20 protein-coding genes are annotated in these 21900 nt (G+C 62.8%); 14 read left to right on the forward strand and 6 right to left on the reverse strand.

Annotated features, from left to right (window positions below):
* Nucleotides 1-87 precede the first annotated feature (87 nt).
* From DWB85_RS12635 to DWB85_RS12650, 4 genes are all read right to left on the reverse strand, one after another.
* Entirely contained in the window at nucleotides 88-3168 is a 3081-nt protein-coding gene (locus DWB85_RS12635) for an efflux RND transporter permease subunit (protein WP_117955176.1), read from the reverse strand.
* 2 nt (nucleotides 3169-3170) lie between these two features.
* Nucleotides 3171-4298: an efflux RND transporter periplasmic adaptor subunit gene (locus DWB85_RS12640; RefSeq protein ID WP_162846115.1), complete on the reverse strand. Its 1128-nt coding sequence runs from the start codon at nucleotides 4296-4298 to the stop codon at nucleotides 3171-3173.
* A 255-nt stretch (nucleotides 4299-4553) separates the two neighbouring features.
* On the reverse strand, nucleotides 4554-5399 hold the full coding sequence (locus tag DWB85_RS12645; protein WP_117955180.1) for a tetratricopeptide repeat protein: 846 nt from the start codon (nucleotides 5397-5399) through the stop codon (nucleotides 4554-4556).
* On the reverse strand, nucleotides 5396-7114 hold the full coding sequence (locus tag DWB85_RS12650) for a purple acid phosphatase family protein (RefSeq protein ID WP_117955182.1): 1719 nt from the start codon (nucleotides 7112-7114) through the stop codon (nucleotides 5396-5398). Before DWB85_RS12650 ends, DWB85_RS12645 begins: the two co-directional genes overlap by 4 nt.
* 232 nt (nucleotides 7115-7346) lie before the next feature.
* Here DWB85_RS12650 and DWB85_RS12655 point away from each other — a divergent pair, with 232 nt between their 5' ends.
* From DWB85_RS12655 to DWB85_RS12670, 4 genes are all read left to right on the forward strand, one after another.
* On the forward strand, nucleotides 7347-8120 hold the full coding sequence (locus tag DWB85_RS12655; protein ID WP_117955184.1) for a cyclase family protein: 774 nt from the start codon (nucleotides 7347-7349) through the stop codon (nucleotides 8118-8120).
* A 106-nt stretch (nucleotides 8121-8226) separates the two neighbouring features.
* A complete protein-coding gene (locus tag DWB85_RS12660) occupies nucleotides 8227-8442 on the forward strand; it encodes a dodecin (RefSeq protein WP_117955186.1) in 216 nt (71 codons plus the stop codon).
* 3 nt (nucleotides 8443-8445) lie between these two features.
* A complete protein-coding gene (locus DWB85_RS12665; RefSeq protein WP_117955188.1) occupies nucleotides 8446-8772 on the forward strand; it encodes a hypothetical protein in 327 nt (108 codons plus the stop codon).
* 31 nt (nucleotides 8773-8803) lie between these two features.
* Nucleotides 8804-9205 (forward strand): VOC family protein, encoded by a 402-nt coding sequence (locus DWB85_RS12670; protein ID WP_117955191.1) that lies wholly within the window; start codon nucleotides 8804-8806, stop codon nucleotides 9203-9205.
* Between the two features lie 51 nt (nucleotides 9206-9256).
* On the opposite strand, the gene DWB85_RS12675 is transcribed toward DWB85_RS12670, so the two are convergent.
* Both DWB85_RS12675 and DWB85_RS12680 read right to left on the reverse strand, forming a co-directional pair.
* Nucleotides 9257-10642, reverse strand: a complete 1386-nt coding sequence (locus tag DWB85_RS12675; protein WP_239017320.1) for an APC family permease — start codon at nucleotides 10640-10642, stop codon at nucleotides 9257-9259.
* A gap of 106 nt (nucleotides 10643-10748) precedes the next feature.
* The gene (locus DWB85_RS12680) at nucleotides 10749-11510 is read right to left on the reverse strand and encodes an enoyl-CoA hydratase/isomerase family protein (protein WP_117955197.1); all 762 of its coding nucleotides are present in this window, start codon (nucleotides 11508-11510) and stop codon (nucleotides 10749-10751) included.
* A 203-nt stretch (nucleotides 11511-11713) separates the two neighbouring features.
* Here DWB85_RS12680 and DWB85_RS12685 point away from each other — a divergent pair, with 203 nt between their 5' ends.
* The 10 genes from DWB85_RS12685 to DWB85_RS12730 all read left to right on the forward strand — a co-directional run bounded on the left by DWB85_RS12685 (nucleotide 11714) and on the right by DWB85_RS12730 (nucleotide 21864).
* Entirely contained in the window at nucleotides 11714-12064 is a 351-nt protein-coding gene (locus DWB85_RS12685) for a DUF3127 domain-containing protein (protein ID WP_117955199.1), read from the forward strand.
* Between the two features lie 45 nt (nucleotides 12065-12109).
* The gene (locus DWB85_RS12690) at nucleotides 12110-12994 is read left to right on the forward strand and encodes an HpcH/HpaI aldolase/citrate lyase family protein (RefSeq protein ID WP_117955201.1); all 885 of its coding nucleotides are present in this window, start codon (nucleotides 12110-12112) and stop codon (nucleotides 12992-12994) included.
* A gap of 110 nt (nucleotides 12995-13104) precedes the next feature.
* Nucleotides 13105-13509 (forward strand): MerR family transcriptional regulator, encoded by a 405-nt coding sequence (locus DWB85_RS12695; protein WP_117955204.1) that lies wholly within the window; start codon nucleotides 13105-13107, stop codon nucleotides 13507-13509.
* 12 nt (nucleotides 13510-13521) lie between these two features.
* Nucleotides 13522-14691, forward strand: a complete 1170-nt coding sequence (locus tag DWB85_RS12700) for an isovaleryl-CoA dehydrogenase (protein WP_117955207.1) — start codon at nucleotides 13522-13524, stop codon at nucleotides 14689-14691.
* Between the two features lie 13 nt (nucleotides 14692-14704).
* A complete protein-coding gene (locus DWB85_RS12705) occupies nucleotides 14705-16315 on the forward strand; it encodes a carboxyl transferase domain-containing protein (RefSeq protein WP_117955209.1) in 1611 nt (536 codons plus the stop codon).
* A gap of 26 nt (nucleotides 16316-16341) precedes the next feature.
* A complete protein-coding gene (locus DWB85_RS12710; RefSeq protein ID WP_117955212.1) occupies nucleotides 16342-17133 on the forward strand; it encodes an enoyl-CoA hydratase/isomerase family protein in 792 nt (263 codons plus the stop codon).
* A gap of 12 nt (nucleotides 17134-17145) precedes the next feature.
* The gene (locus DWB85_RS12715; RefSeq protein ID WP_117955215.1) at nucleotides 17146-19167 is read left to right on the forward strand and encodes an acetyl-CoA carboxylase biotin carboxylase subunit; all 2022 of its coding nucleotides are present in this window, start codon (nucleotides 17146-17148) and stop codon (nucleotides 19165-19167) included.
* The gene (locus tag DWB85_RS12720; RefSeq protein ID WP_117955218.1) at nucleotides 19167-20081 is read left to right on the forward strand and encodes a hydroxymethylglutaryl-CoA lyase; all 915 of its coding nucleotides are present in this window, start codon (nucleotides 19167-19169) and stop codon (nucleotides 20079-20081) included. The genes DWB85_RS12715 and DWB85_RS12720 overlap by 1 nt, the downstream gene beginning before the upstream one ends.
* Nucleotides 20082-20285: 204 nt before the next feature.
* On the forward strand, nucleotides 20286-20957 hold the full coding sequence (locus DWB85_RS12725; RefSeq protein ID WP_117955350.1) for an SDR family oxidoreductase: 672 nt from the start codon (nucleotides 20286-20288) through the stop codon (nucleotides 20955-20957).
* Between the two features lie 91 nt (nucleotides 20958-21048).
* A complete protein-coding gene (locus tag DWB85_RS12730; protein WP_117955220.1) occupies nucleotides 21049-21864 on the forward strand; it encodes an ion transporter in 816 nt (271 codons plus the stop codon).
* Nucleotides 21865-21900 lie beyond the last annotated feature (36 nt).

Consider the following 21900-nt stretch of genomic DNA (forward strand, 5'->3'; position numbering starts at 1 on the left):
ATGGCCTGCAGTCCGAAAACGCCTTTTCCCGTGGTGACCGTTGATCTGTAGTTTGGTAGAGGGTGATTGTCGCTGATCGAGGGGCCTCTAGGACTGGCGCGCCGCCACATCCCGTCCCAGGTACATATATACCGCGGGCAGCACGTAGAGGGTGAACAGGGTGCCGATGGTCATGCCGGAGGCGATCACCAGGCCCATGGAGAAGCGCGCCGAGGCCCCGGGGCCGGTGGCGATCAGCAGCGGCACCATGGCCAGCACCAGGGCGGCGGTAGTCATCAACACCGGGCGCAGGCGCACCGAGGCGGCTTCCTCGATGGCCTCGCGCTTGGCCATGCCCTCGTCCTGCAGCCGGTTGGCGAACTCAACGATCAGGATGCCATGCTTGGAGATCACTCCGATCAGGGTGACCAGGCCTACCTGGGTGTAAATGTTCAGGGTGGCCCCGGTGACCTGGAACATGGCCAGTGCGTTCAGGCACAGCAGCGCACCGCTGATTGACATCGGTACCGTCACCAGCATGATTATCGGGTCGCGGAATGACTCGAACTGCGCCGCCAGTACCAGGTAGATCAGCAGCAGGGCGAAGAAGAAGGTCGCTACCAGCGAGCTGCCCTCGGTCTTGAACTGACGGCTCAGGCCGGCGTAATCCACGCTGTACTCGCGACTCAGTACCTCGTCGGCGATGCCCTCCAGGGTGGCCAGCGCCTCGCCCAGGTCGATCCCTGGCCGTGGTATGCCGCTGAGGGTGACCGCGTTTAACTGCTGAAAGCCGCTTAGCGAGCGCGGCACGACGCTGGTTTCCAGGGTCACCAGGGTGCTCAGGGGGATGAGCTTGCCGCTGCGGGTCCGAGTATAGTAGTTGCGCAGGTCCCCGGTGGTCAGGCGCTGCTGGCGCTGCACCTGGGGGATGACCTTGTAGGAGCGGTCGTTCATCGAGAAGCGGTTGACGTAGCTGCCTGACAGCAGGGCACTGAGGTCCGCGCTCAGGGTCTGCATGTCCACGCCCAGCAGGGCCGCCTTGTTGCGGTCGATGAGCACCTCCTGCTGGGGTTTATCGATCTTCAGATCCTGGTCGATAAAAATGAACTTGCGACTCTCCCGGGCGCGCTTGAGTACCTCCTGCGCGCTGTCGTTGAGAATGGAGTACTCCAGCGTGGTGTTGATCACGAACTCCACCGGCATCACCCCCCCAACCGGCAGCGGCGGCGGGTTGATGGCGTTTACCTGCAGTCCGGCGATGGCCTGGGTGCGGGGCTGGATGGTTTGCTCCAGCACCTGCGTGGAGCTGCGCTGGCGCTCGCTCCAGGGCTTGAAGATGAAGCCGCCATACGCGCCGTTGGTGCTGCCGGAGCCACCGGGGCCGGTGCCATTGAACAGGAAATTGACGTCGATTTCTGCGGTCTCGCGGGTTATCTGGCCTATCTCGTGGGTGTAGGTCTCCATGTACTCGAGGGTGACATGGGGGTCGGCCTCGGCGATGTAGAAAATCAGCCCCAGGTCTTCCGGCGGCGCCAGTTCCGAGGGTGAGCGCAGGAACAGAAAGTAGCAGGAGGCGAGGATCACCGCACCGAAGACGATCATGCCGGCGCGATCATCCATGACCCGGTTCAGGTCCCGCTGGTACACCCGGCGCAGGGCCTCGAAGCGCTGGTCCAGCCAGTGCTCCAGTCTGTTGTCGTTGCTGCCGGCATCGCGGCTGAGCATTCTGGCGCACATCATTGGCGACAGGGTGAGGGCCACCAGCCCGGAGATCAGCACCGCGCCGGCCAGGGTAAAGGCGAACTCGGTGAACAGGGTGCCGGTAAGCCCGCCGATAAAGCCAATGGGCAGGTACACCGCCACCAGGGTGGTGGTCATGGCCACGATGGGCCAGGCCAGTTCGCGGGCGCCCTTCAGGGCGGCGTCCACCGGGGCCATGCCCTCCTCGATGTGGCGGTGGATGTTCTCCAGCACGATGATGGCGTCGTCCACCACGATACCAATGGCCAGTACGATGGCCAGCAGGGTCAGCAGGTTGATGGAAAAACCCATCAGCTGCATGAGGAACAGCCCGCCGATCAGTGACAGCGGCACTGCGACCGCGGGAATCAGCACTGAGCGCATGGAGCCCAGGAACAGGAAGATCACCACAATCACGATCACCATGGCTTCGACGATGGTGGCTTGCACGTCGTTGATGGCGTTTTCAATGTAGACCGTCGCGTCGTAGTTGATAGCGCTGTCGATACCCTCGGGCAGGCGGGGCTCGATGACGTTGTAGTAGACATCGCGCACGCCGGCAATAACCTCCAGCGCGTTGGCATCGGTGGCCACGTCTACCTGGATGAATACCGCTTCCTTGTCGATGAACATGGAGGAACTGTCGTAGCTCTCGTTACCCAGTTCCACTGCGGCGACGTCCCCCAGGCGAACAATGGCGCCGTCCTTCTCCCGCAGCACCAGCTGTTCGAAGCCTTCAATGGTACTGATGTCCGTGTTGGCCTTGAGGTTGACGGTGACCATGCTGCCCTTGGAGCCGCCCACGGCCGACAGCACGTTGTTGGCCTCCAGCGCGGCGCGAACTTCGCCGGCGGTCACGTCCAGGGCGCGCATGCGCTCCTGGTCAAGCCAGATGCGCATGGCAAACACCGCCGAGGATTCCGCCGTGGCGCGCTGCACACCGGGCAGGGTGGTCAGCTTGGGTTCCACCTCGCGAATGACGTAGTCCGCCACGCGGTTGATAGGCAACTCGTCGCTGGTAAAGGAGATGTACATGTTGCCCACCTGCTCGCCCACGGCGAGGGTGATTACCGGGTTCTCCGACTGCCGCGGCAACTCGTTGCGCAGCTTGTTGACCTTGGTCACCACCTGGGTCAGCACCTCGTCCGGGTCAGCGCCGGTGCGCACATGGGCGGTGATGGTGCTGATCCCCCGGTTGGAACTGGAAGTGATGTAGTCGATGTCCTCTGCTGTGGCGATCTCCTGCTCCAGCGGCGTGGTGATGAAGCCCTTGATCAGTTCGGCGTCGGCACCGGTGTAGACAGTGGACACGGTGACGATGGCGTTTTCGATCAGCGGGTACTCGCGTACGTTGAGTTCACTGGCGGCGCGCAGGCCCAGTACCACCAGGAACAGGCTGATCACGGTGGCCAGCACCGGTTTGTGGATGAAGATGTCGGTGAATTTCATGGTCAGCCATTATCCGGGCGGGGGGTGAGGCTGCTGGCCGGTTGGACCGAGTTGTCGATCTCCACCGGCGTGCCGGTGTCCAGCTTCAACAGGCCACTGGTAGCGATCCGCTCACCGGGTTGCAGGCCTTTCTCGATGGCCACCATGTCGCCGCGCACCGGGCCCAGGGTGACAAAACGCTGGGACACGGTCAGGCCCTCTCCGGCGGATTTGATGACATAGACGGAGTTGCCGTAGGGGCGGTAGGCGATGGCGGTTTGCGGTACCACCACGCGCTTCATCTCGCCACCCAGGGGCAGGTTCAGGCTGGCGAACATGCCTGGACGCAGCAGATCGTCGCGGTTGACCAGGGTCGCCTGCAGGGCGAAGTTGCGGGTCTCCGGGTCTACCACCGGGGCAATGGCGGTCACCACGCCGTCGAATGCTTCGCCGCCCAGGGCCTGCAACGTCGCCTGCACGGGCATGCCGGTAGCCACCTGCCGGCTGTACTGTTCGGGCAGGGTGAAGTTCACATAGAGTTTGGCCAGCGACTGCAGTTCGATAAAGGTGTCGCCGGCCTGGACATAGTCACCCACGTTGTAGCGGCGGATACCCAGGCGCCCGGAGTAGGGCGCACGCAGGGTCTTTTGCTCGATGCGGGCCTTCTGCGCCTCGAACCGGGCCCGGGCCTGGTCGACCTGGCTGGCGCGCTGGTCGAGCTCCGACTTGGATATATTGCGCTGGGCGGCCAGGCTGTTGGCCCGCCGCAGCTCTATCTGGGCCAGCTCGCTGGCCGCTTCCAGGGCCGCCAGTTCGGCGCGGTCCGGAGCCGAGTCCAGGGTCATGATAATGTCGCCCTTGCTGACTTCGGCGCCATTATCGAAAAAAATCTCCTGCACCGTGCCGGGCACTTCGGTGGCCAGCTCCGCACCCTGTATAGAGGCCAGCGTGCCCACTGAGCTCACTGCGGACTGCCAGCGGGCGGTCCCCGCCTCGCTGGCGGTAATGATAGCGGTGGGCACGGGCATATTGTCCATGGATTCGTTCATTTTCATCCGCCCGAACCACTGCATGCCCAGCAGACCGCCGAAGATGAGCAGCGTGGCCAGCAGTATGGCCCACATGCGTTTTCCGAATAGCACTTTGTTCATAGACCTTGCACTTGCCGCTGATGGAAACAGGAAAAGGAAGACGCGCGACCATTCCATGGACACCCCTGGAGGATGTTATGCGTCAGGGAGTGAATAATACGCTGCCCGGTGGCGGCGGGAAACCGTGGACAGCCGGAAAAATTTGTGCGCACAGCGAGGCTTGACCCGAAAGGGCACGCCAGCACTGGCGTGCCTGGATGCCAGGCCCAGGCCCGCGCCAGCAGTTATTCCCGGGAGGTTAAACGTCGGGAGAGCTCAGGAACGCTTGCTTGCGTCGCAGGCCGCCGCGGCAGTGCCGGCCACGGTGATGCGCTCGGCCAGCGCTTCCCGGGCCGGCGTCTTGCGCAGGGAATCCAGCTGCTGCCGGGCGCGGTGGAAGAGTTGTTCGGCCTCGGCGGTTTCGCCGCCGGCCTGTTTCAGTTCGGCCATCGATACCGTCCAGGATGGTGAGTCCCCGAGCATGGGGTACAGGGTCTGCAGTCGCTGGATGGCAAGGTCACAGCGACCGCGGGTGACTTCGAGCGCGACCGCGCGTTGCTGCAGTTGGGGTGTGAGCCCGATTTTTTCCGTGCCCTCGTCAATGATGGCCAGGGCCCTGGCAATGCCCTCATCGCCGCCCTGGGACAGCATGTCGGCCGCGGAGATGTAGTGCCCGGGATTGGGTTGCGGCTGCAGCGCGAATACCCGGCGGAAGTCTGCCAGCGAGGCGCTGTAGTCGCCCATGTCACGCAGCAGCCGGGCCCGGTATTCCAGGCCGGCGCTGTGGTTGGGGAAGCGGGCAAGGTAGCGGTCGAAACTGGCGCGGGCGGCGGCAAAGTCGCCGCGCCGGTAGTGCACTACGCCGAGGTCAAAATCGGCCAGCACCGGGTCGCCCAGTGCCTGGGCGCGTTGGAAGTCTGCCAGCGCCCTGTCGAACTCGCCGTTGTTGGAGTAGGCGACGCCCCGCCTGAGATAGAGAGAGGGGTCTCCCGGCCGGTGCTCAAGCTCGTGGCTGTAGTGGTCGATCGCCGAACCGGCTCCCGGGTGGGATATCGCCGGCGTGGCTGCCGCTGCCAACATTGCCAGCAAGCCGGTGACGATGCGTGCTTTGATCGGGGTCACCGCTGGATCACGAACTCGTCGAGCACATCACCATGGGTGTCGATAAAGCGCGCCCTCAGGCTGCTGCGGCCAGCATCAACAACCACCGAACCCAGCACGGCGAGTCCGCGCAGGCCCTCCCGGCAACCGGCGTCATGTTGGCACCGGCTGCTGGCGAGCGGCTGTATCACGTGGGCGGGGTGGCGCAACCACTCGTCGTCAGCGGTGATACCGAGCTGATCGCCACCCTTGTCTGCCTTGCCTGAGCTGCCGGCCACGGTGTACACGACCCGGTCGTCGAGGTTGCCGCTGGTCGGGCTTTTTTGCCGGTAGGTTTCACCGTCCGCGGGTCGACCGGTAGCGGGGCGGCCCGCTACTGTTTCCGCATGCCGTAAGGGGTCGAAGGTGTCCGAGGTGCCGGTGTGGCCCTGCAGATAGTAGGAGCGTTCATAGGAGTGGGCGTGGCCGCTGTAGACCAGGTCTACCCCGTATTGTTCGAATACCGGCGTGAACTCGTTGCGCATATCCCACTCGGGGCGGTCGATAGTGGCGCCGGCGGAGCTGCCCCCGACATCGTCGGAATCATGATTGGCGCCCTTGGTGTAGGGTGGGTGGTGAAAAATGACGATGGTCCAGTCCCGGGTATTGGCTGACAGATCCTCAATCAGCCAGCGCTTCATGGTGTCGCGGGCGGTGGCATCCCTGGCGCTGAGCTGGCTGTCCAGGCTGACCACGTGCACGTTGGCGTAGTCCACCGAGTAATACTGCTCGGTACCGCTGGGCACCCCGCCCATCTCGCCGCGAGTAGGCAGGCTGAAGATGTCCAGATAGGGCATGCTGGTGCCGTCGGGTTCGGCGCTTCTACCATTTGAGCTGTAGCTGGCAGGATCGGACGAGGTGCTGGTGCCGGCAGTGGCCATCGGGTGCAGGTCCCCGGGGGGGTCGAAATTGTCGCCGCAGTTCTCCCTGGCTACATGCATCAGTTCGCACATCAGGTAGCCAGGCAACAGCATATTCGCCACGCCCATTTCGTGATTGCCAATGGTGGGCAGGGTCTGGGTGCGCTTGATGATATCTGCGTAGAGGTCAAAGAAGGCAAGCTGCCACTGCGCGTCCGTGCCCGCCTCATAGGCGTTGTCCCCCAGCAGCAGGAACAGGTCCAGGTCCTCACCTCCCTGGGCCGCCGCATAGCGCTGGTAGCCCTTGAGTACGGCTGCGGCCTGGCCGGGGTACTTGCCGCCGGGGCGTTTTTCGCTGACCCCCTCTGAGGGGGTGCCGGAATCACCGACGATAAGAATGTGGGTGTTGCCGTCGACGGGAGCGCTGTCCGCCACCGGGGCAGTGCGGAATGACTGGCCCGGCGCCGCCGTGCCTGCGCCGCCGATGGAGTAGTAATAGGTGGTCTCGGGTTCGAGACCCTCCAGCACCGCTTCCCTATGGCCCAGGCCGGTCTCACTTGCCCTGGTCAGGGAACTCAGTGGCAGGGCATTACTGTCCTTGCCGAAACACAGCTGATCCGCGCTCGCACCGCCGCTGGCATTGCCGCGCCATTTGATGATTGCGCGATCGCTACCCAGCTGCTGCAGAAACAGCCGTTCCGGGCTGACCTCCGTGCCGTTGCAGTTCGCTGTGACCCGGTCGCCGGGTGTGCTGCAGGCGGCCAGGGTGATGGTTGCCACTGCCAGTCCGAGGTGGACCAGGCGGCGAGGGCTCGCGGTAAAGCCAGAACGCTTCATAAACGGTATCTCATGCCGATTTGCTCAAGTGCCTGCTATTGTAAGCGCGTTGGGCCCGGATAATCCACGCGTGGCGGGGATTAGGTATCGCCAGGGCTGGAATCGCCGCATCTGGTTTAATTCATCGTCGATGCGGCGCTATTCCTGGTGCGCAGACAGGTGGAAATTCTGCGCCCGGGATCCCCATGATGCTAGACTTGCGGGCTGATCGTAACGCCAGCGAGCCCGCCAGATGAAGGTAATCGACCTGTCCAAACCCATTCAATACAATGCCGGCGATCCGTCGTTCATGAAGGTCAAGATCAAGCACAAACCGCACCGCCACGCGCGCTGGCTGGTCCGCTTTCTGGGCCTGCCATTCAGGCTGATGCCGAAAGATTTTGTCGGCTGGGCGGACGACACGATTACCAGGATGGGGGTGCACAGTACCACCCATATCGATGCCCCCTGGCACTATGGGCCAAGCTCCGGCGAAGGTGACCAGCAGCACCCGGCCAGGACGGTCGACGAGATCCCCCTGGACGAGTGCATCGGCCCGGGTGTGGTGATTGATATGTCGCACAAGCCGGACGGCGAGGTGATTACCGCGGCGGATATGGAAGACGCAGTTGCCCAGTCCGGTGCGTCTGTAGAGCCTGGCGTCATTGTTCTCATCCGCACCGATCGCGACCAGTACCTGGGAACGAAAGAATACTGGAAAAAAGGTACCGGTATGAGCGCCGAGGCCACCGAATGGCTGATAGACCGGGGCTGCACGGTCATGGGTATCGACCAGTGGGGATGGGACCTGCCGTTTCACTACCAGATCAGCCAGTCGAAGCGGGAGCAGCGCGACGACCTGTTCTGGGAAGGCCATCGGGTCGGCCAGCGCAGGCCTTACTGGCAGATGGAGCAACTGGTAAACCTGGCGGCCCTGCCCAGCCATGGGTTCAAGGTGGCGGTGTTGCCGTTGAAACTGGTTGGCGCCTCGGCGGCTCCGGCCCGTGTGGTGGCCATGGTGGAGTAGCTTGCCTGGTACTCACTCCAGGTCGGACGCCTGGCGCGGATGTTGAGGCTGCCCGGCAATGGTCTACACTCAGGGTGATTGAACAGCACAGAGGAGTGAAGACAGTATGTCAGACCATCATACATACAAGAAGATTGAAGTCGTTGGATCGTCGAGAGACAGCATTGATGATGCGATCAGGAACGCGATCAAACAGAGCGCCAAATCTGTTAACAACCTCGAATGGTTCGAGGTCGTCGAGACCCGGGGCCATATCGTCGACGGCGATATCGGGCACTTCCAGGTGGTATTGAAATTGGGTTTTAAAATAGAGAGCAGTTGATCATTGAACAGAATCGACGAATTGATAGAGCGCTGGGATCGGGATGCCTCTGGTGAATTGGCACCGGAGCAGTATCGTGTCTGTATCCCGATAGAGGACGCGGCAAAAATCGAAGCACTGGCGGAGATGTACCCGAGACGCAGTCGCGAGCAGATCATTGCGGACCTGTTGCTGGCCGCGCTGGATGAGGTCGTCGCCAGGTTTCCCTACGTTGAGGGCGAGCGCGTGATCGCCCGGGACGAGGAGGGAGACCCCGTGTTCGAAGATATTGGCCGGACACCGCAGTTCCTGGCGCTGGTGCACAAACATGTGCAGGAGGCCGGGGGCTAGTGTGCGCAAAGTCGCTGGAGGGCGCGGCTCGATGATAGCTGTGCTGGGGCTGGACCACGTTGTCCTGCGCACTTCGCGCATGGATGAAATGCTGCATTTTTATGGCACTGTCCTCGGCTGTGAGCTGGAAAGGGAGCTGCCGCCTGAGCTCGGCCTGAAGCAGCTGCGGGCGGGCAGTGCCCTGATCGACCTTGTGGACGTGGACAGCGAGCTGGGTCGAGCCGGCGGCGGGCCACCCTCGGGCGCCAACAACATGGACCATTTCTGCCTGCAGATACAAGCCCGGGAAGAAGAGGAGCTTCTGCGCTATCTGCGCTCACAGGGCGTGTCGACGGGAACCTTTGAGCGCCGTTACGGCGCCCAGGGCTTCGGTAATTCACTTTACCTGCGCGACCCCGAGGGCAATGTCGTGGAGCTTCGCAATCGGCTGTAAGGTCGCAAGCTGCGATCAGCAGGGAGGAAAATCCCGCCGATACGGGGATGTTTAACCCCGGCGGCGTTCATGCTCCGCATAGCGCATCGCCACCTCCCCCAGCAGGATGCAAGTGACTGAGCCGATCACCACCGGCCAGTCAAAACCGCTGCCGGGCACGTACATGAACAGCAGCGCAGTGATGGCCAGCAGGAACATGCACAAGCCGCTCATCCCCAGGGCGGCGCTGTCGCCCCCGGCAACCTTGAACGGGCGACTGCGTTCCCCGTCGATCTGGCGGGCGCGGTAGAACGCCGCCACCACGGCGATGTAAGGCAGGATGAACAGCACCGCACTGGCGGCAAACAGGGACCAGAACAGGTCCTCGTTACTGCCGGCAACCGCGCCGTAAGCCAGCAGCACACCGGTACAGACCAGACCCATGAGCAGGGTGGCGCCCACGGGCGAGCCGTTGTGGGGGCTCTCCAGGGCGAACAGCCTGGGCAATTCCCCATCGGCTGCGGATTCTGCCGCGGCGCGGTTGGCGCCGATGGCCCAGGTGGTGCCGTTGGAAAAGAAGGTGAACAGGGCGAATACGCCCAGTGTCATGGCCGCCAGCTGGCCCAACTGCGACTCGCCGAACAACAGCCGCAGGGTGTCAACCAGCCCTTCCACCAGGTTGATATCACCGGCGGGAATCACCGCGAGAATGGCGAAGGTGCCGAGAATATAGCTGAGAAAGATAATCAACCCGGAGCTCAGGATAGAGCGCGGGATATCGCGCTGGGGATTTTTCATCTCCTCGCTGGCGGAGGACATCAGCTCAAAGCCGAGCATGCCGTAAATGATGGTGGACACATACTGGGTGCTGCTGCCCCACTCGGGCACAAAGGCCTGCAGGCTGAAGTCGTTGGCGAGCTGGATACCGGGTTGCAGGGCGTAAACCACGCCGCCGACAACAATGGCGGCGAAGGTGAGGGTTTTCAGGGTGGCGCCCGCATTGGGTATCCACTTGCCGATTCTCAGCGACAGGCAGGTAATGATGACCACCAGCCAGGTAATGCCTATGGCCATGGTGATCTGGGTGCTGAAGGCCAGGTCCGGGAAAAACATCTGGGCGAACACGCCCGAGAACAGGATAAAGATCGACGCGTTCCAGAGTGCGGTGTTGAGCCAGTAACACCAGGTGGCGCGGGTGCCCCAGCGGCTGCCGAAGGCATGCCTGATCCAGCTGTAAATTCCGCCCTGCTCCGGGTAGGTGGTGCCCAGTTCGGCGGAGATGAGGCCGTAGGGAATAAAAAATATCACCCCCATGATCAACCACCAGCTGATGCTGGACACGCCGATGGAAGCCGAGGCGGCGAGGGTGTCCAGCAGCAGGATTGCCGAGACAGTGAACAGCGTCATGTCCCTGACGCCCATGGTTTTTATGTGATGCGATCCGCTGTGGCTGTTCAAGTTATTATTCCCCGCCCTGTTCGCTGCTCGTCTACATCCTCTGGATTATGGCGCTCTCCGATGCCGCGGGCCATCACCTGATGGTGTTAGTGTGAACAGGCCCTGGTTACAGCTTGCTCTTGATATAAGCCTCCCGCGCGCGGTTGCACTCCGGGTCCACCAGCCCGGCGATCAGGCTGTCGGCATCCGACCAGGACCGGTCAAGGCCCACCATGGTGGCGGTGACTGCATCCGTATGGCGTTTGGTGGCCAGCACCGGGAAGGCCGGTTTGGCCGCCACCTGCTGTGCCAGCTCTTGCACCGCGTTTGCCAGCCCTTCGGCGCTGGCCAGGCGATTGAGAAAGCCCGCCGCCTGGGCCTCGGCGGCATCAAAGGGCCGGCAGGTGATGACCAGCTCCTTGGTCAGGGCAGGGCCGATCTCGCGCACCAGCCGCGGTATGCCGCCCCAGGCCAGGGGAATGCCCAGGTCCACTTCGGGAATCGAAAACCGGGCGTCGTCGGCGGCCAGGCGCAGGTCGCAGGCCGCTGCCAGCACCAGTCCGCCACCGACGCACCAGCCGTGCACCTGGGCGATGGTGATTGCCCGCATGCTTTCCACGGCATCGGCCATCACTCTGCCGGCGTCCGCCGCCGCGCGCAGGCCGGCTTCGTCCAGTCGCGGGAATCCCTGCAGATCGGCGCCGGCGCTGAAGGCCCGGCCCCGGCCAGCAACGATCACCACCTTCACCTGCTCCTGGGTATCGAAATAGCGGGCGGCACTGGCCAGTTCATTGAGCAACTCAGTGGACAGCGCATTGAGCCGCTCCGGGCGGTTCAGCCAGATTCTTCCTATAGGTCCTTCCGCGGTAACTTCGAGGGTAGCGTACATATGACATCTCCGTTGTGTAGGTTCTGGCGCCATCCTAGTTTATCAACATCACGAAAGGCCAGTGTCGCGATCAATACCCGGCGTGGCCTGTGTTCCCGGCCCGGCGCCGGTATTTTTTCCTGATTGTGGTTGTCGCCGCTCACCTGGCCGGTATAGTTGTGTTCTCTTGTAATTCAGCAGACATTCCCGGTGGATCAAATAGCGTGGCATACGAACTCAGCGGCAAAATCAAACTCATTCAGGAACCCAAGACCTTCGACAGCGGGTTTAGCAAACGGGAAATGGTCGTCACCGTGGACGATGGCCGCTATCCCCAGGACATCAATCTTGAATTCGTGCAGGACAAGGTGAGCCTGCTGGACAATCTCCAGGCAGGGCAGGAGGTGACGGTTTCCTTCGATATTCGGGGGCGCGAATACAACGGCAGGTACTTCAATAACCTGCAGGGCTGGAAGGTGGTTGCCGCAGATGCCGGTGCCAATGCCGAGTCACCCTCGGCCGTGCCCTTCGACGACGCCGGCGACCGCTTTGAAGAGCCGGATATCCCCTTTTAGTCGCGCTTGTGGACTAACACTGCGCCTTGCCCCGGTTATTTCGCCATGAACAAGCACACTAGTTTCCGGCCCCGCCGGTCCCTGCTCTACATGCCCGGCGCCAATACGCGGGCGCTGGAAAAAGCCCGGACGCTGCCCGCAGACATGCTGGTGTTCGATCTTGAGGATGCGGTGGCACCGGACGCCAAGGTCGCCGCCCGGGAGAGCGTTGCCGCCGCGCTGCGTTCCGGGGCTTTTGGCTATCGCGAACTGCTGGTGCGGATCAACGCCCTGGAGAGCGAATGGGGGCGGGCGGACATGGACGCGGCACTGGCAGCCGCCCCGGATGGCATCCTGCTGCCCAAGGTCGCCACCGCCGCCCAGGTACGGGCAGCAGACCAGCTGCTGCGGGCCGCCGGTTCCGACGCCGCCCTGTGGGCCATGATAGAGACTCCGCTGGCGATTCTGAACATCGCCGCTATCGCGGCGACGGCGCAGGAAACCCGGCTGGCCGGGTTTGTGGTGGGCACCAATGACCTGGCCAAGGAACTCAACGCGGAGACAGACCCCGGGCGCAGCGCGTTCCAGGTGCATCTGGCGCTGACCCTGGCCGCAGCGCGGGCCCACGGCCTGGTGGCGATTGACGGCGTTTATAACGACTTTCGCGATGCCGATGGCCTGGCGGCGGAGTGTGAGCAGGGCAGGCTGCTGGGCTTTGACGGCAAGAGCCTGATCCACCCGGCACAACTGGAAACCGCCAACCGCGTGTTCGCCCCCACGCCGCAGGCGGTCAGCCGGGCCCAGGCCATCGTTGACGCTTTCGCCCGGGCGGAGAACGCCGGCAAGGGAGTGATAGAACTCGACGGCAGGATGGTGGAGCTGTTGCACCGGGAGCAGGCCGAACAGGTGATTGCCATTGCCCGGGCGATAGACGAGACAGGCGGGTCCTAGACGAGGCGACCGGCGCCCGGCTGTGCTGTCCCCGAGGCAGGCTCGCTCAAGTATTGACGTTAACGTAAACTTGCCCTATATTTTCGGCCACGCTGTAGTGGAGCGACCCCGTGGGCGAAGACAAGACCTATACTATTTCCGACCTGGCCCGGGAGTTCGAGGTGACCACCCGGACGATCAGGTTTTATGAGGAAAAGGGCCTGCTCAGCCCCACACGCCAGGGCCAGCACCGCATCTTCGATAAAAAGGATCACGCGCGGCTGGAGCTGATCCTGCGCGGCAAGCGGGCCGGCCTGTCCCTTCAGGAGAGCCGGGAGATCATCGAGATGTACGATCCGGCCGGCGACAACTACGAGCAATACCAGTTTCTGCTCAACAAGGTCGATGAGCGCCAGGCCCAGCTGGAATCCCAGCTGGAAGACATCAAGCAGTTAATCGAGGGTCTGGAAGAGGTGCGCCAGCGCTGTACCCGGGCCCTCAATGACATCGCCCGGCCACGGGCAGCCAGGCAGTAAACGGAGGAACCCATGTCTGTAAGCTATCCCACCCTCAATTTTGGTCTCGGCGAAGAGCTGGACATGTTGCGCGACGCGGTGCGCGCGTTCTGCGATGCGGAACTGGCGCCACGCGCCGCCGAAATCGACGCAAGCAACGAATTTCCCATGGACATGTGGCGCAAGTTTGGCGATATGGGCCTGCTTGGCATCACCGTCAAGGAGGAGTATGGCGGCTCCGACATCGGTTACCTCGGTCACGTGGTGGCGATGGAGGAAATTTCCCGGGCCTCGGCTTCCGTCGGCCTGTCCTATGGCGCCCACTCTAACCTGTGCGTCAACCAGATCCACAAGAACGGCAGTGAGGCCCAGAAGCAGAAATACCTGCCGAAATTATGCAGCGGCGAGCATATCGGTGCCCTGGCCATGTCCGAACCGAACGCCGGTTCCGACGTGGTCAGTATGAAACTCCGGGCCGAGAAGCGCGGTGACAGCTACGTCCTCAACGGCAACAAGATGTGGATTACCAACGGCCCCGACGCCCACACCTATGTCATTTACGCCAAGACCGATCCCGCGGGTGGCTCCCGCGGCATTACCGCGTTTATCGTCGAGCGCGATTTCCCGGGCTTTTCCCGCCACCAGAAGCTGGACAAGCTGGGCATGCGCGGCTCCAACACCTGCGAACTGGTGTTCGAGGACTGCGAGGTGCCGGCGGAAAACATCCTCGGAGAAGAAGGAAGTGGCGTGGCGGTGCTGATGTCCGGCCTCGACTACGAACGCACCGTGCTGTCCGGCGGCCCGGTGGGCATCATGATGGCCTGCCTGGACCAGGTGATTCCCTACATCCACGATCGCAAGCAGTTTGGCCAGTCTATTGGCGAGTTCCAGTTGATCCAGGGCAAGGTGGCGGATATGTACACTCACCTGAGCGCGTCCCGGGCGTTGCTGTATGCCGTGGCCCGGGCCTGCGACCGCGGTGAGGAAAGCCGCAAGGACGCCGCGGCGGTCATTCTGTTCACCGCGGAAAAGGCGACCCAGATGGCCCTGGACGCTATCCAGTTGCTGGGCGGCAACGGTTACATCAACGAGTTTCCCACCGGGCGCCTGCTGCGCGACGCCAAACTGTATGAGATCGGTGCCGGCACCTCGGAGGTGCGCCGCATGCTGATTGGCCGCGAGTTGTTCAACGACACCAAGTAGGGAGCGCGCAACCATGCCCGTGATCAAATCGAAAGTGAACGTGCGCGCGGCGGAATACGCGGAAAACGCGGCGCACATGCAGGCCCAGGTGGACGACCTGAGGGCAAAACTGGAGGCGATAAAGCAGGGCGGCGGCGAAAAGTCCTGCGCCCGCCATGTCAGCCGCGGCAAGCTGTTGCCCCGGGACAGGGTAGCCGGCCTGCTGGATCCGGGCTCGCCCTTCCTGGAGTTATCGCAGTTGGCGGGGTACGAGCTGTATGGTGATGACGTGGTCAACGCCGGTGGTGTCATTGCCGGTATCGGCAGGGTACAGGGCCAGGAGTGTGTCATCGTCGCCAACGATGCCACCATCAAGGGCGGCACCTATTACCCCATCACCGTAAAAAAGCACCTGCGGGCGCAAACCATCGCCGAGGAAAACAACCTGCCCTGTATCTACCTGGTGGATTCAGGGGGCGCGAACCTGCCGCACCAGGATGAGATCTTCCCCGACCGGGACCACTTCGGCCACATTTTTTTCAACCAGGCGCAGATGTCTTCCAAGGGTATTCCGCAGATAGCGGTGGTCATGGGCTCCTGTACCGCCGGCGGCGCCTACATCCCCGCGATGGCGGACGAATCGATCATCGTCAAGGAGCAGGGCACCGTATTCCTCGGCGGACCGCCGCTGGTCAAGGCGGCAACCGGTGAGGATGTCAGCGCAGAAGAACTGGGCGGCGGCGATGTGCATACTCGCATCTCCGGTGTGGCGGACCACCTGGCCCAGAACGATCACCACGCCCTGCAGCTGGCGCGGCAGTCGGTGGGCCGGCTGAACCGGGTCAAGAGGGTGACGCTGGACGTGGCGCAAGCGGTTCCGCCACTGTACGAGGCGAGTGAGATTTACGGCCTTATCCCCAGGGATGCCCGTCAGCCCTACGATGTTCGCGAGGTCATCGCGCGTATCGTCGACGGCTCCGAGCTGGATGAATTCAAGGCCCTTTACGGCACCACCCTGGTCTGCGGTTTTGCCCGTATTCATGGCTATCCGGTGGGCATTGTCGCCAACAACGGCATCCTCTTTGGTGAGTCCGCGGAGAAGGGAGCACACTTCGTGGAGCTCTGTGCCCAGCGCAAGATTCCGCTGGTCTTCCTGCAGAACATCACCGGCTTCATGGTCGGCAAACAGTATGAACACGGCGGTATCGCCAAGCATGGCGCCAAAATGGTAACGGCCGTTGCCACCGCCGCCGTGCCCAAGTTCACCGTGTTGATCGGCGGTTCCTTTGGCGCCGGCAACTACGGCATGTGCGGCCGGGCCTATGACCCGCGCTTCCTGTTCATGTGGCCCAACGCGCGAATTTCGGTCATGGGCGGCGAGCAGGCGGCGGGCGTGTTGTCGCGAATCAAGCGTGACCAGATCGAGGGCCAGGGCGGGGAGTGGTCGGAGCAGGAGGAAGCGGCCTTCAAGCAGCCCATCATCGACAGCTACGAACACCAGGGCCATCCCTACTATGCCTCAGCCCGGCTGTGGGACGACGGCGTGATCGATCCGGCAGAGACCCGCACCGTACTGGGCCTGGCGATATCCGCCAGCCTCAACCAGGCGATCGGGGAAACCAGGTTCGGCGTGTTCCGGATGTAGTGGCACAGGCCAGGAGGAAGCAATTTATGAGCACAGAATTTGTCAGCACGACCATCGATGATCGCGGCGTTGCCACGGTCACGCTGGATAACCCGGATAAACACAACGCCTTTGACGATGCCATTATCGCCCAGTTGACCGCCGCTTTTTCGGCGCTGGATGCCAACCCGGGAGTCAGAGTGGTGGTACTGGCTTCCAGTGGCCGCAACTTTTCCGCCGGCGGCGACCTCAACTGGATGCAGCGCATGGCCACCTACTCCCGCGAGGAGAACCTGGCGGACTCCCGGGCCCTGGCCGAAATGCTGCGCACACTGAACTTTATGTCCAAGCCCACGATTGCCCGGGTCCAGGGCGTAGCCTTTGGCGGCGCGGTAGGGCTGGTGAGCTGCTGCGACATGGCGGTGGCCAGTGCCACCGCCCAGTTCAGCCTGAGCGAGGTGAAGATCGGGCTGATGCCGGCGACGATCAGCCCCTATGTGGTGGCGGCCATCGGCGCCCGTGCCGCCCGCCGGTACTTCGCCACCGCCGAGCGCTTTAGTGCGAAACAGGCACAGGCAATGGGCCTGATCTCAGAGGTGGTGGCCGACGACAGCGAGCTCGATACAGCCCTGGAGATTCTGGTCACTGCGCTGCTGGGCAACAGTCCGAACGCGGTCGCCGCCTCCAAGCAGTTACTGTTCGATGTGGCGGGCAGGCCGGTGGATGCCGAACTGATAGAAATGACCTGCCAGCGCATCGCCGACATTCGCGCGTCGGCACAGGGGCAGGAAGGGCTCTCGGCCTTTCTTGAAAAACGCAAGCCAGGCTGGATTCAGTAAACGGGTAGAGGCATGTCTGAACATCACTTCGAAAAAGTCCTCATCGCCAACCGCGGGGAAATTGCCTGCAGGGTAATACGCACCGCGCGCAAAATGGGTATTCGCACCGTGGCGGTGTACAGCGATGCAGACAGGAATGCATTGCATGTGAGCATGGCCGACGAGGCGGTGCACATCGGTGCCGCGCCCTCGCGCGACTCCTACCTCGTCTATGAACGGGTGTTAGACGCGGCGCGGACAACCGGGGCCCAGGCCATTCACCCCGGCTATGGTTTCCTGTCGGAAAACGCCGGGTTCTGCCGGGCCTGCCGCGACAACGGCATTGTCTTTATCGGCCCGCCGGTGGCGGCGATTGAAGCCATGGGTTCCAAGTCCGCCGCCAAGCAGATCATGGAGGCCGCGGGGGTGCCGCTGGTGCCCGGCTACCACGGCGACGACCAGGACCGTGCCACCCTCCGGTTTGCCGCCGACGATATGGGCTACCCGGTACTGCTCAAGGCAGTCGCCGGTGGCGGCGGCAAGGGGATGCGCCAGGTCTGGTCGGCGGGGGAGTTCGACGACGCTCTTGACGCCGCCCGCCGCGAGGCCATGAACGGCTTTGGCAACGACGACATGCTGGTGGAGAAGTACCTGACCCAGCCCCGTCACGTCGAGATCCAGGTGTTCTGCGACAGCCACGGTAATGGCGTGTACCTGTTCGAGCGCGATTGCTCGGTGCAGCGGCGCCACCAGAAAGTGATTGAAGAGGCGCCCGCCCCGGGCATGACCGAAGAACTGCGGGCAGCCATGGGTGAGGCGGCATTGCGGGCGGCCAGGGCCATTGACTACCAGGGCGCGGGCACGGTGGAGTTCCTGCTGGACAGCGATGGTTCGTTCTACTTTATGGAAATGAACACCCGGCTGCAGGTGGAGCACCCGGTCACCGAGATGATTACCGGCCAGGACCTGGTCGAGTGGCAGCTGCGGGTGGCGGCGGGGGAGGCCCTGCCGGCGACCCAGGACGAGCTGATCCTCAGCGGTCACGCCTTCGAGGCGCGTATTTACGCCGAGGACCCGGACAACGATTTCCTGCCGGTGACCGGCACCCTGTCCTTCCTGCAGCCGCCGGAAACCTCCGCGCATGTGAGGGTGGACACGGGGGTACTGCAGGGGGACGAGGTCAGCGTCTACTACGACCCGATGATTGCCAAGCTGATCGTCTGGGACGAAAGCCGCGACAAGGCCCTGCAGCGATTGACTCGGGCCCTGCGGGAGTACCGGATCAGCGGCATGACCACCAACCTGGATTTCCTCTACAACCTGGCCAGCAGTGCGCCCTTCAGGGCGGCAGACCTGGATACCGGCTTCATAGAGAAACACCACAGCGAGATATTTCACGACAGCGAGGCGGAACTGGAGCAGGAAATCCCGCTGGCGGCCCTGTACCTGGTGCTGCAACAGGAGCGGGCCGCCCAGCGGGCAAGGCTGGCCTCGGGTGATGCCAGTTCGCCCTGGTTTGATGCCGGTGCCTGGCGCCTCAACGAGCCCGGCGTCCACCGCTTCGAACTGGCCATGCATGACAACCACTACCCGGTGTGGGTCGAACAAAGCGGCTGCGCCGACGGCACCCGTTACCGCATCGGTTTCGGCGACAAGACCATCCAGGCCCAGGGCAACCTGGAAGGCAGCGAACTCAGTGCCAACCTCGACGGCTACCTGCTGCGCGCCTCGGTGGCCGAGCACGACGGCAGTTTCAGCCTGTATACCAAGGACAGCGCCCTGGGTTTCAGCCTGGTAACGCCGGACCTGGGCGAGGTCGACGATGGCGCCAGCGGCGGCGGCCTCACCGCGCCCATGAACGGCACCATGGTCACCCTGCTGGTGGAACCCGGCAGGGAGGTCAAAAAAGACGACGCCCTGCTGGTCATGGAGGCGATGAAGATGGAGCACACAATCCGCGCGCCGAAAGACGGCAAGGTACTGGCGTTTCACTACCAGCCCGGGGAACTGGTCGACGGGGGCGCGGCACTGGTGGACTTCGAGGTCAGCGAGTGATGAGCAGCACCCTCCCGGATAGCGTCCGTATTGTCGAGGTCGGTCCCCGTGACGGCCTGCAGAATGAACAGCAGCCGATCGAGGTGGCGGTCAAGGTCAAACTGGTGGAAATGCTGGCGGAGGCCGGATTGACCGCTATCGAGACGGGCTCATTCGTCAATCCCCGGTGGGTCCCGCAAATGGCGGGCAGCGAGGAGGTGTTCGCGGCTGTCGAGCGGCGGCCGGGGGTGAGCTACTCGGCGTTAACGCCCAACCTGCAGGGCTTTGAACGGGCCCTGGCGGCAGGGGCCAGCGAAGTCGCGGTGTTCACCGCCGCTTCTGACAGCTTCACGCGCAAGAATACCAACTGCTCCATCGACGAGAGCCTGGAGCGGGCCCGGGTACTGATGGAGGCTGCGGCGGGGCACGGCCTGCCGGTTCGGGGTTATGTCTCCTGTGTCGTGGGCTGCCCCTATGAGGGCGCCATCGCCCCGGCCCGGGTAGCCGAGGTTGCCCGCCGTCTGCTTGACTTGGGCTGTTACGAAATCTCCCTGGGCGACACCATCGGTGTCGGCACGCCGGCCAGCGTCAGCGCCATGCTCGAAGCGGTGCTGGACAGCGTGTCAGTGGCGAAGACCGCCGTGCACCTGCACGACACCTACGGCCAGGCCCTGGCCAATATCTACGCCGCCCTGCAGATGGGAATAGCGGTGATCGACAGTTCGGTAGCCGGGCTTGGCGGTTGCCCCTATGCCAGGGGCGCTTCGGGCAACGTTGCTAGCGAGGAGGTGGTATACCTGCTGGAGGGGCTGGGCATAGCACACGGCGTTGATCTCGAACGGCTGGTGGCGGCGGGGCAGTTTATCTGTGACAGGCTGGGGCGCAGCAACGGCTCGAAAGTGGCCACGGCGCTGCTGAACAAGGCGTCAGGCTAAAAGATTCTGCTAAACTTGCGGAGCTGCTGGGTTGTGTCGGGACAGGGCACGCCAGGGCCTTGCGCGGCCAACGGCGACCAGGGCTGCGTGCAGTGAACGGATTTGAGGGAATTGAGGAGTGACATACCCATGTTCAGGATGCTTGTTTTTTCGCTGTGCCTGTTTATGTCGCTGGCGGGGCCAGCGGCTGCGGAGGAGCCCGCCATGACCGTACTCGTTACCGGTGCCAACCGGGGCATAGGCCTGGAACTGGCGCGGCAATTGACCGAGCAGGGACACCAGGTGATAGGCACTGCCAGAAAGCCGGCCGAGGCGAGTGAGCTGAAAGCGCTGGGTGCGAAGGTCATGCAGCTGGATGTGACCGACCCGGAGAGCGTCGCCGCCCTGGCGGCGGACATGGATGACCAGCCAATCGACCTGCTGATTAACAATGCGGGGACCGGCGGCCAGGCTCCCGGCAGTTTTGAGGATACCGACTTCGAGCGGGTCAAGCTCACTTTTGAGGTCAACAGCCTGGGGCCCATGCGCGTCACCCAGGCGCTGTTGCCCAATGTGCTGGCCAGCGTGGGTAAAACCGTGGTCCACATCAGTTCCATCATGGGCAGTATCGCCAGTAATCAAGGCGGCTACTACGGCTATCGTGCCAGCAAGGCGGCCCTCAACATGTTCAACAGTTCCCTGGCGCTGGAGCTTGCCGACAGGGGGGTAACCGCCGTGGTGCTCCATCCGGGATGGGTACAAACCCGGATGGGCGGTAGCGGTGCGGATATTAGCGTGGATGTCAGCGTGGCGGGGCTGCTGAAGGTGATATCCAGTCTCGGCCCCGGGCAGAGCGGCCGCTTCTACGACTACCAGGGCAGGGAGCTGCCCTGGTAATACGCTGGGCACTGCCCCGGCAATCGACTAGAATAAGAGCGCTCCCGGGCGACCCTGCCCGGGGTTTCCAGACCCAGAGATAATCCGCCCTATGTCCACCCAGACAGATGCCTGGCAGGCGAGGTTTGAGCGCCTGCGCAGCAACAAGTTGTTCGAGTTGCTGGTGATTTCCATTATTCTCGTGTCCGCCCTGATGATCGGGGTGAAAACCTACCCCCTGCCACCCCTGGCCAATCAGGTTATTGTTATCCTCGACTGGGGCATCACCCTGTTTTTCCTCGCTGAAATCAGTGTTAGATTTCTCGGCGAGAGCGACAGGAAACGTTTTTTCCACAGCGGCTGGAACGTGTTCGATACCCTGATTGTGGTGGTCAGCCTGATTCCCATCGAGGATTCGGAGCTGGCCCTGATCGGGCGCCTGGTACGCATATTCCGGGTGTTGAGGATGGTGTCCATCATCCCGGAACTGCGTACCCTGTTGAATTCCCTGCTTGCCGCCATGCCCCAGCTTGGCTACGTGATGCTGATGATGTTTATCATTTTCTATATTTACGCCGCTATCGGGTCTACCTTCTTCGCCACCATCAACCCGGTACTGTGGGGGGATATCGCGGTCTCCATGCTCACCCTGTTCCGGGTGATGACCTTCGAGGACTGGACCGATGTCATGTATGAGACCATGGCGGTTTACCCCCTGAGCTGGTTCTTTTACCTCAGCTTTATCTTCCTCTCCGCCTTCGCCTTTCTGAATATGATTATCGGTATCGTGGTCAATGTGCTGGAGGAGGAGCACCAGCGGCAGGCAAAAGCGGATGCCATCGCCGCCGGGGAACCCACTCTGACCGAGCTGCGCGATGAGATCGCCGGGCTGCGGCAGCTGCTGGAAGCCCGCCACGGGAAAGGGTAAGGGAACTGACAGTGGCGAGCCCGGCCAACGCTGGCC

The sequence above is a fragment of the Seongchinamella sediminis genome (assembly GCF_003457605.1).
GTDB classification, from domain to species: Bacteria; Pseudomonadota; Gammaproteobacteria; order Pseudomonadales; family Halieaceae; genus Halioglobus; species Halioglobus sediminis.

Coding starts and splice junctions, on each gene's coding strand:
- DWB85_RS12650 (WP_117955182.1), bottom strand. CDS start 7,114: ATGAAGCGTTCTGGCTTTACCGCGAGCCCTCGCCGCCTGGTCCACCTC.
- DWB85_RS12640 (WP_162846115.1), bottom strand. CDS start 4,298: ATGAACAAAGTGCTATTCGGAAAACGCATGTGGGCCATACTGCTGGCC.
- DWB85_RS12635 (WP_117955176.1), bottom strand. CDS start 3,168: ATGAAATTCACCGACATCTTCATCCACAAACCGGTGCTGGCCACCGTG.
- DWB85_RS12660 (WP_117955186.1), top strand. CDS start 8,227: ATGTCAGACCATCATACATACAAGAAGATTGAAGTCGTTGGATCGTCG.
- DWB85_RS12715 (WP_117955215.1), top strand. CDS start 17,146: ATGTCTGAACATCACTTCGAAAAAGTCCTCATCGCCAACCGCGGGGAA.
- DWB85_RS12680 (WP_117955197.1), bottom strand. CDS start 11,510: ATGTACGCTACCCTCGAAGTTACCGCGGAAGGACCTATAGGAAGAATC.
- DWB85_RS12705 (WP_117955209.1), top strand. CDS start 14,705: ATGCCCGTGATCAAATCGAAAGTGAACGTGCGCGCGGCGGAATACGCG.
- DWB85_RS12725 (WP_117955350.1), top strand. CDS start 20,286: ATGACCGTACTCGTTACCGGTGCCAACCGGGGCATAGGCCTGGAACTG.
- DWB85_RS12700 (WP_117955207.1), top strand. CDS start 13,522: ATGTCTGTAAGCTATCCCACCCTCAATTTTGGTCTCGGCGAAGAGCTG.
- DWB85_RS12690 (WP_117955201.1), top strand. CDS start 12,110: ATGAACAAGCACACTAGTTTCCGGCCCCGCCGGTCCCTGCTCTACATG.
- DWB85_RS12730 (WP_117955220.1), top strand. CDS start 21,049: ATGTCCACCCAGACAGATGCCTGGCAGGCGAGGTTTGAGCGCCTGCGC.
- DWB85_RS12655 (WP_117955184.1), top strand. CDS start 7,347: ATGAAGGTAATCGACCTGTCCAAACCCATTCAATACAATGCCGGCGAT.
- DWB85_RS12720 (WP_117955218.1), top strand. CDS start 19,167: ATGAGCAGCACCCTCCCGGATAGCGTCCGTATTGTCGAGGTCGGTCCC.
- DWB85_RS12710 (WP_117955212.1), top strand. CDS start 16,342: ATGAGCACAGAATTTGTCAGCACGACCATCGATGATCGCGGCGTTGCC.
- DWB85_RS12670 (WP_117955191.1), top strand. CDS start 8,804: ATGATAGCTGTGCTGGGGCTGGACCACGTTGTCCTGCGCACTTCGCGC.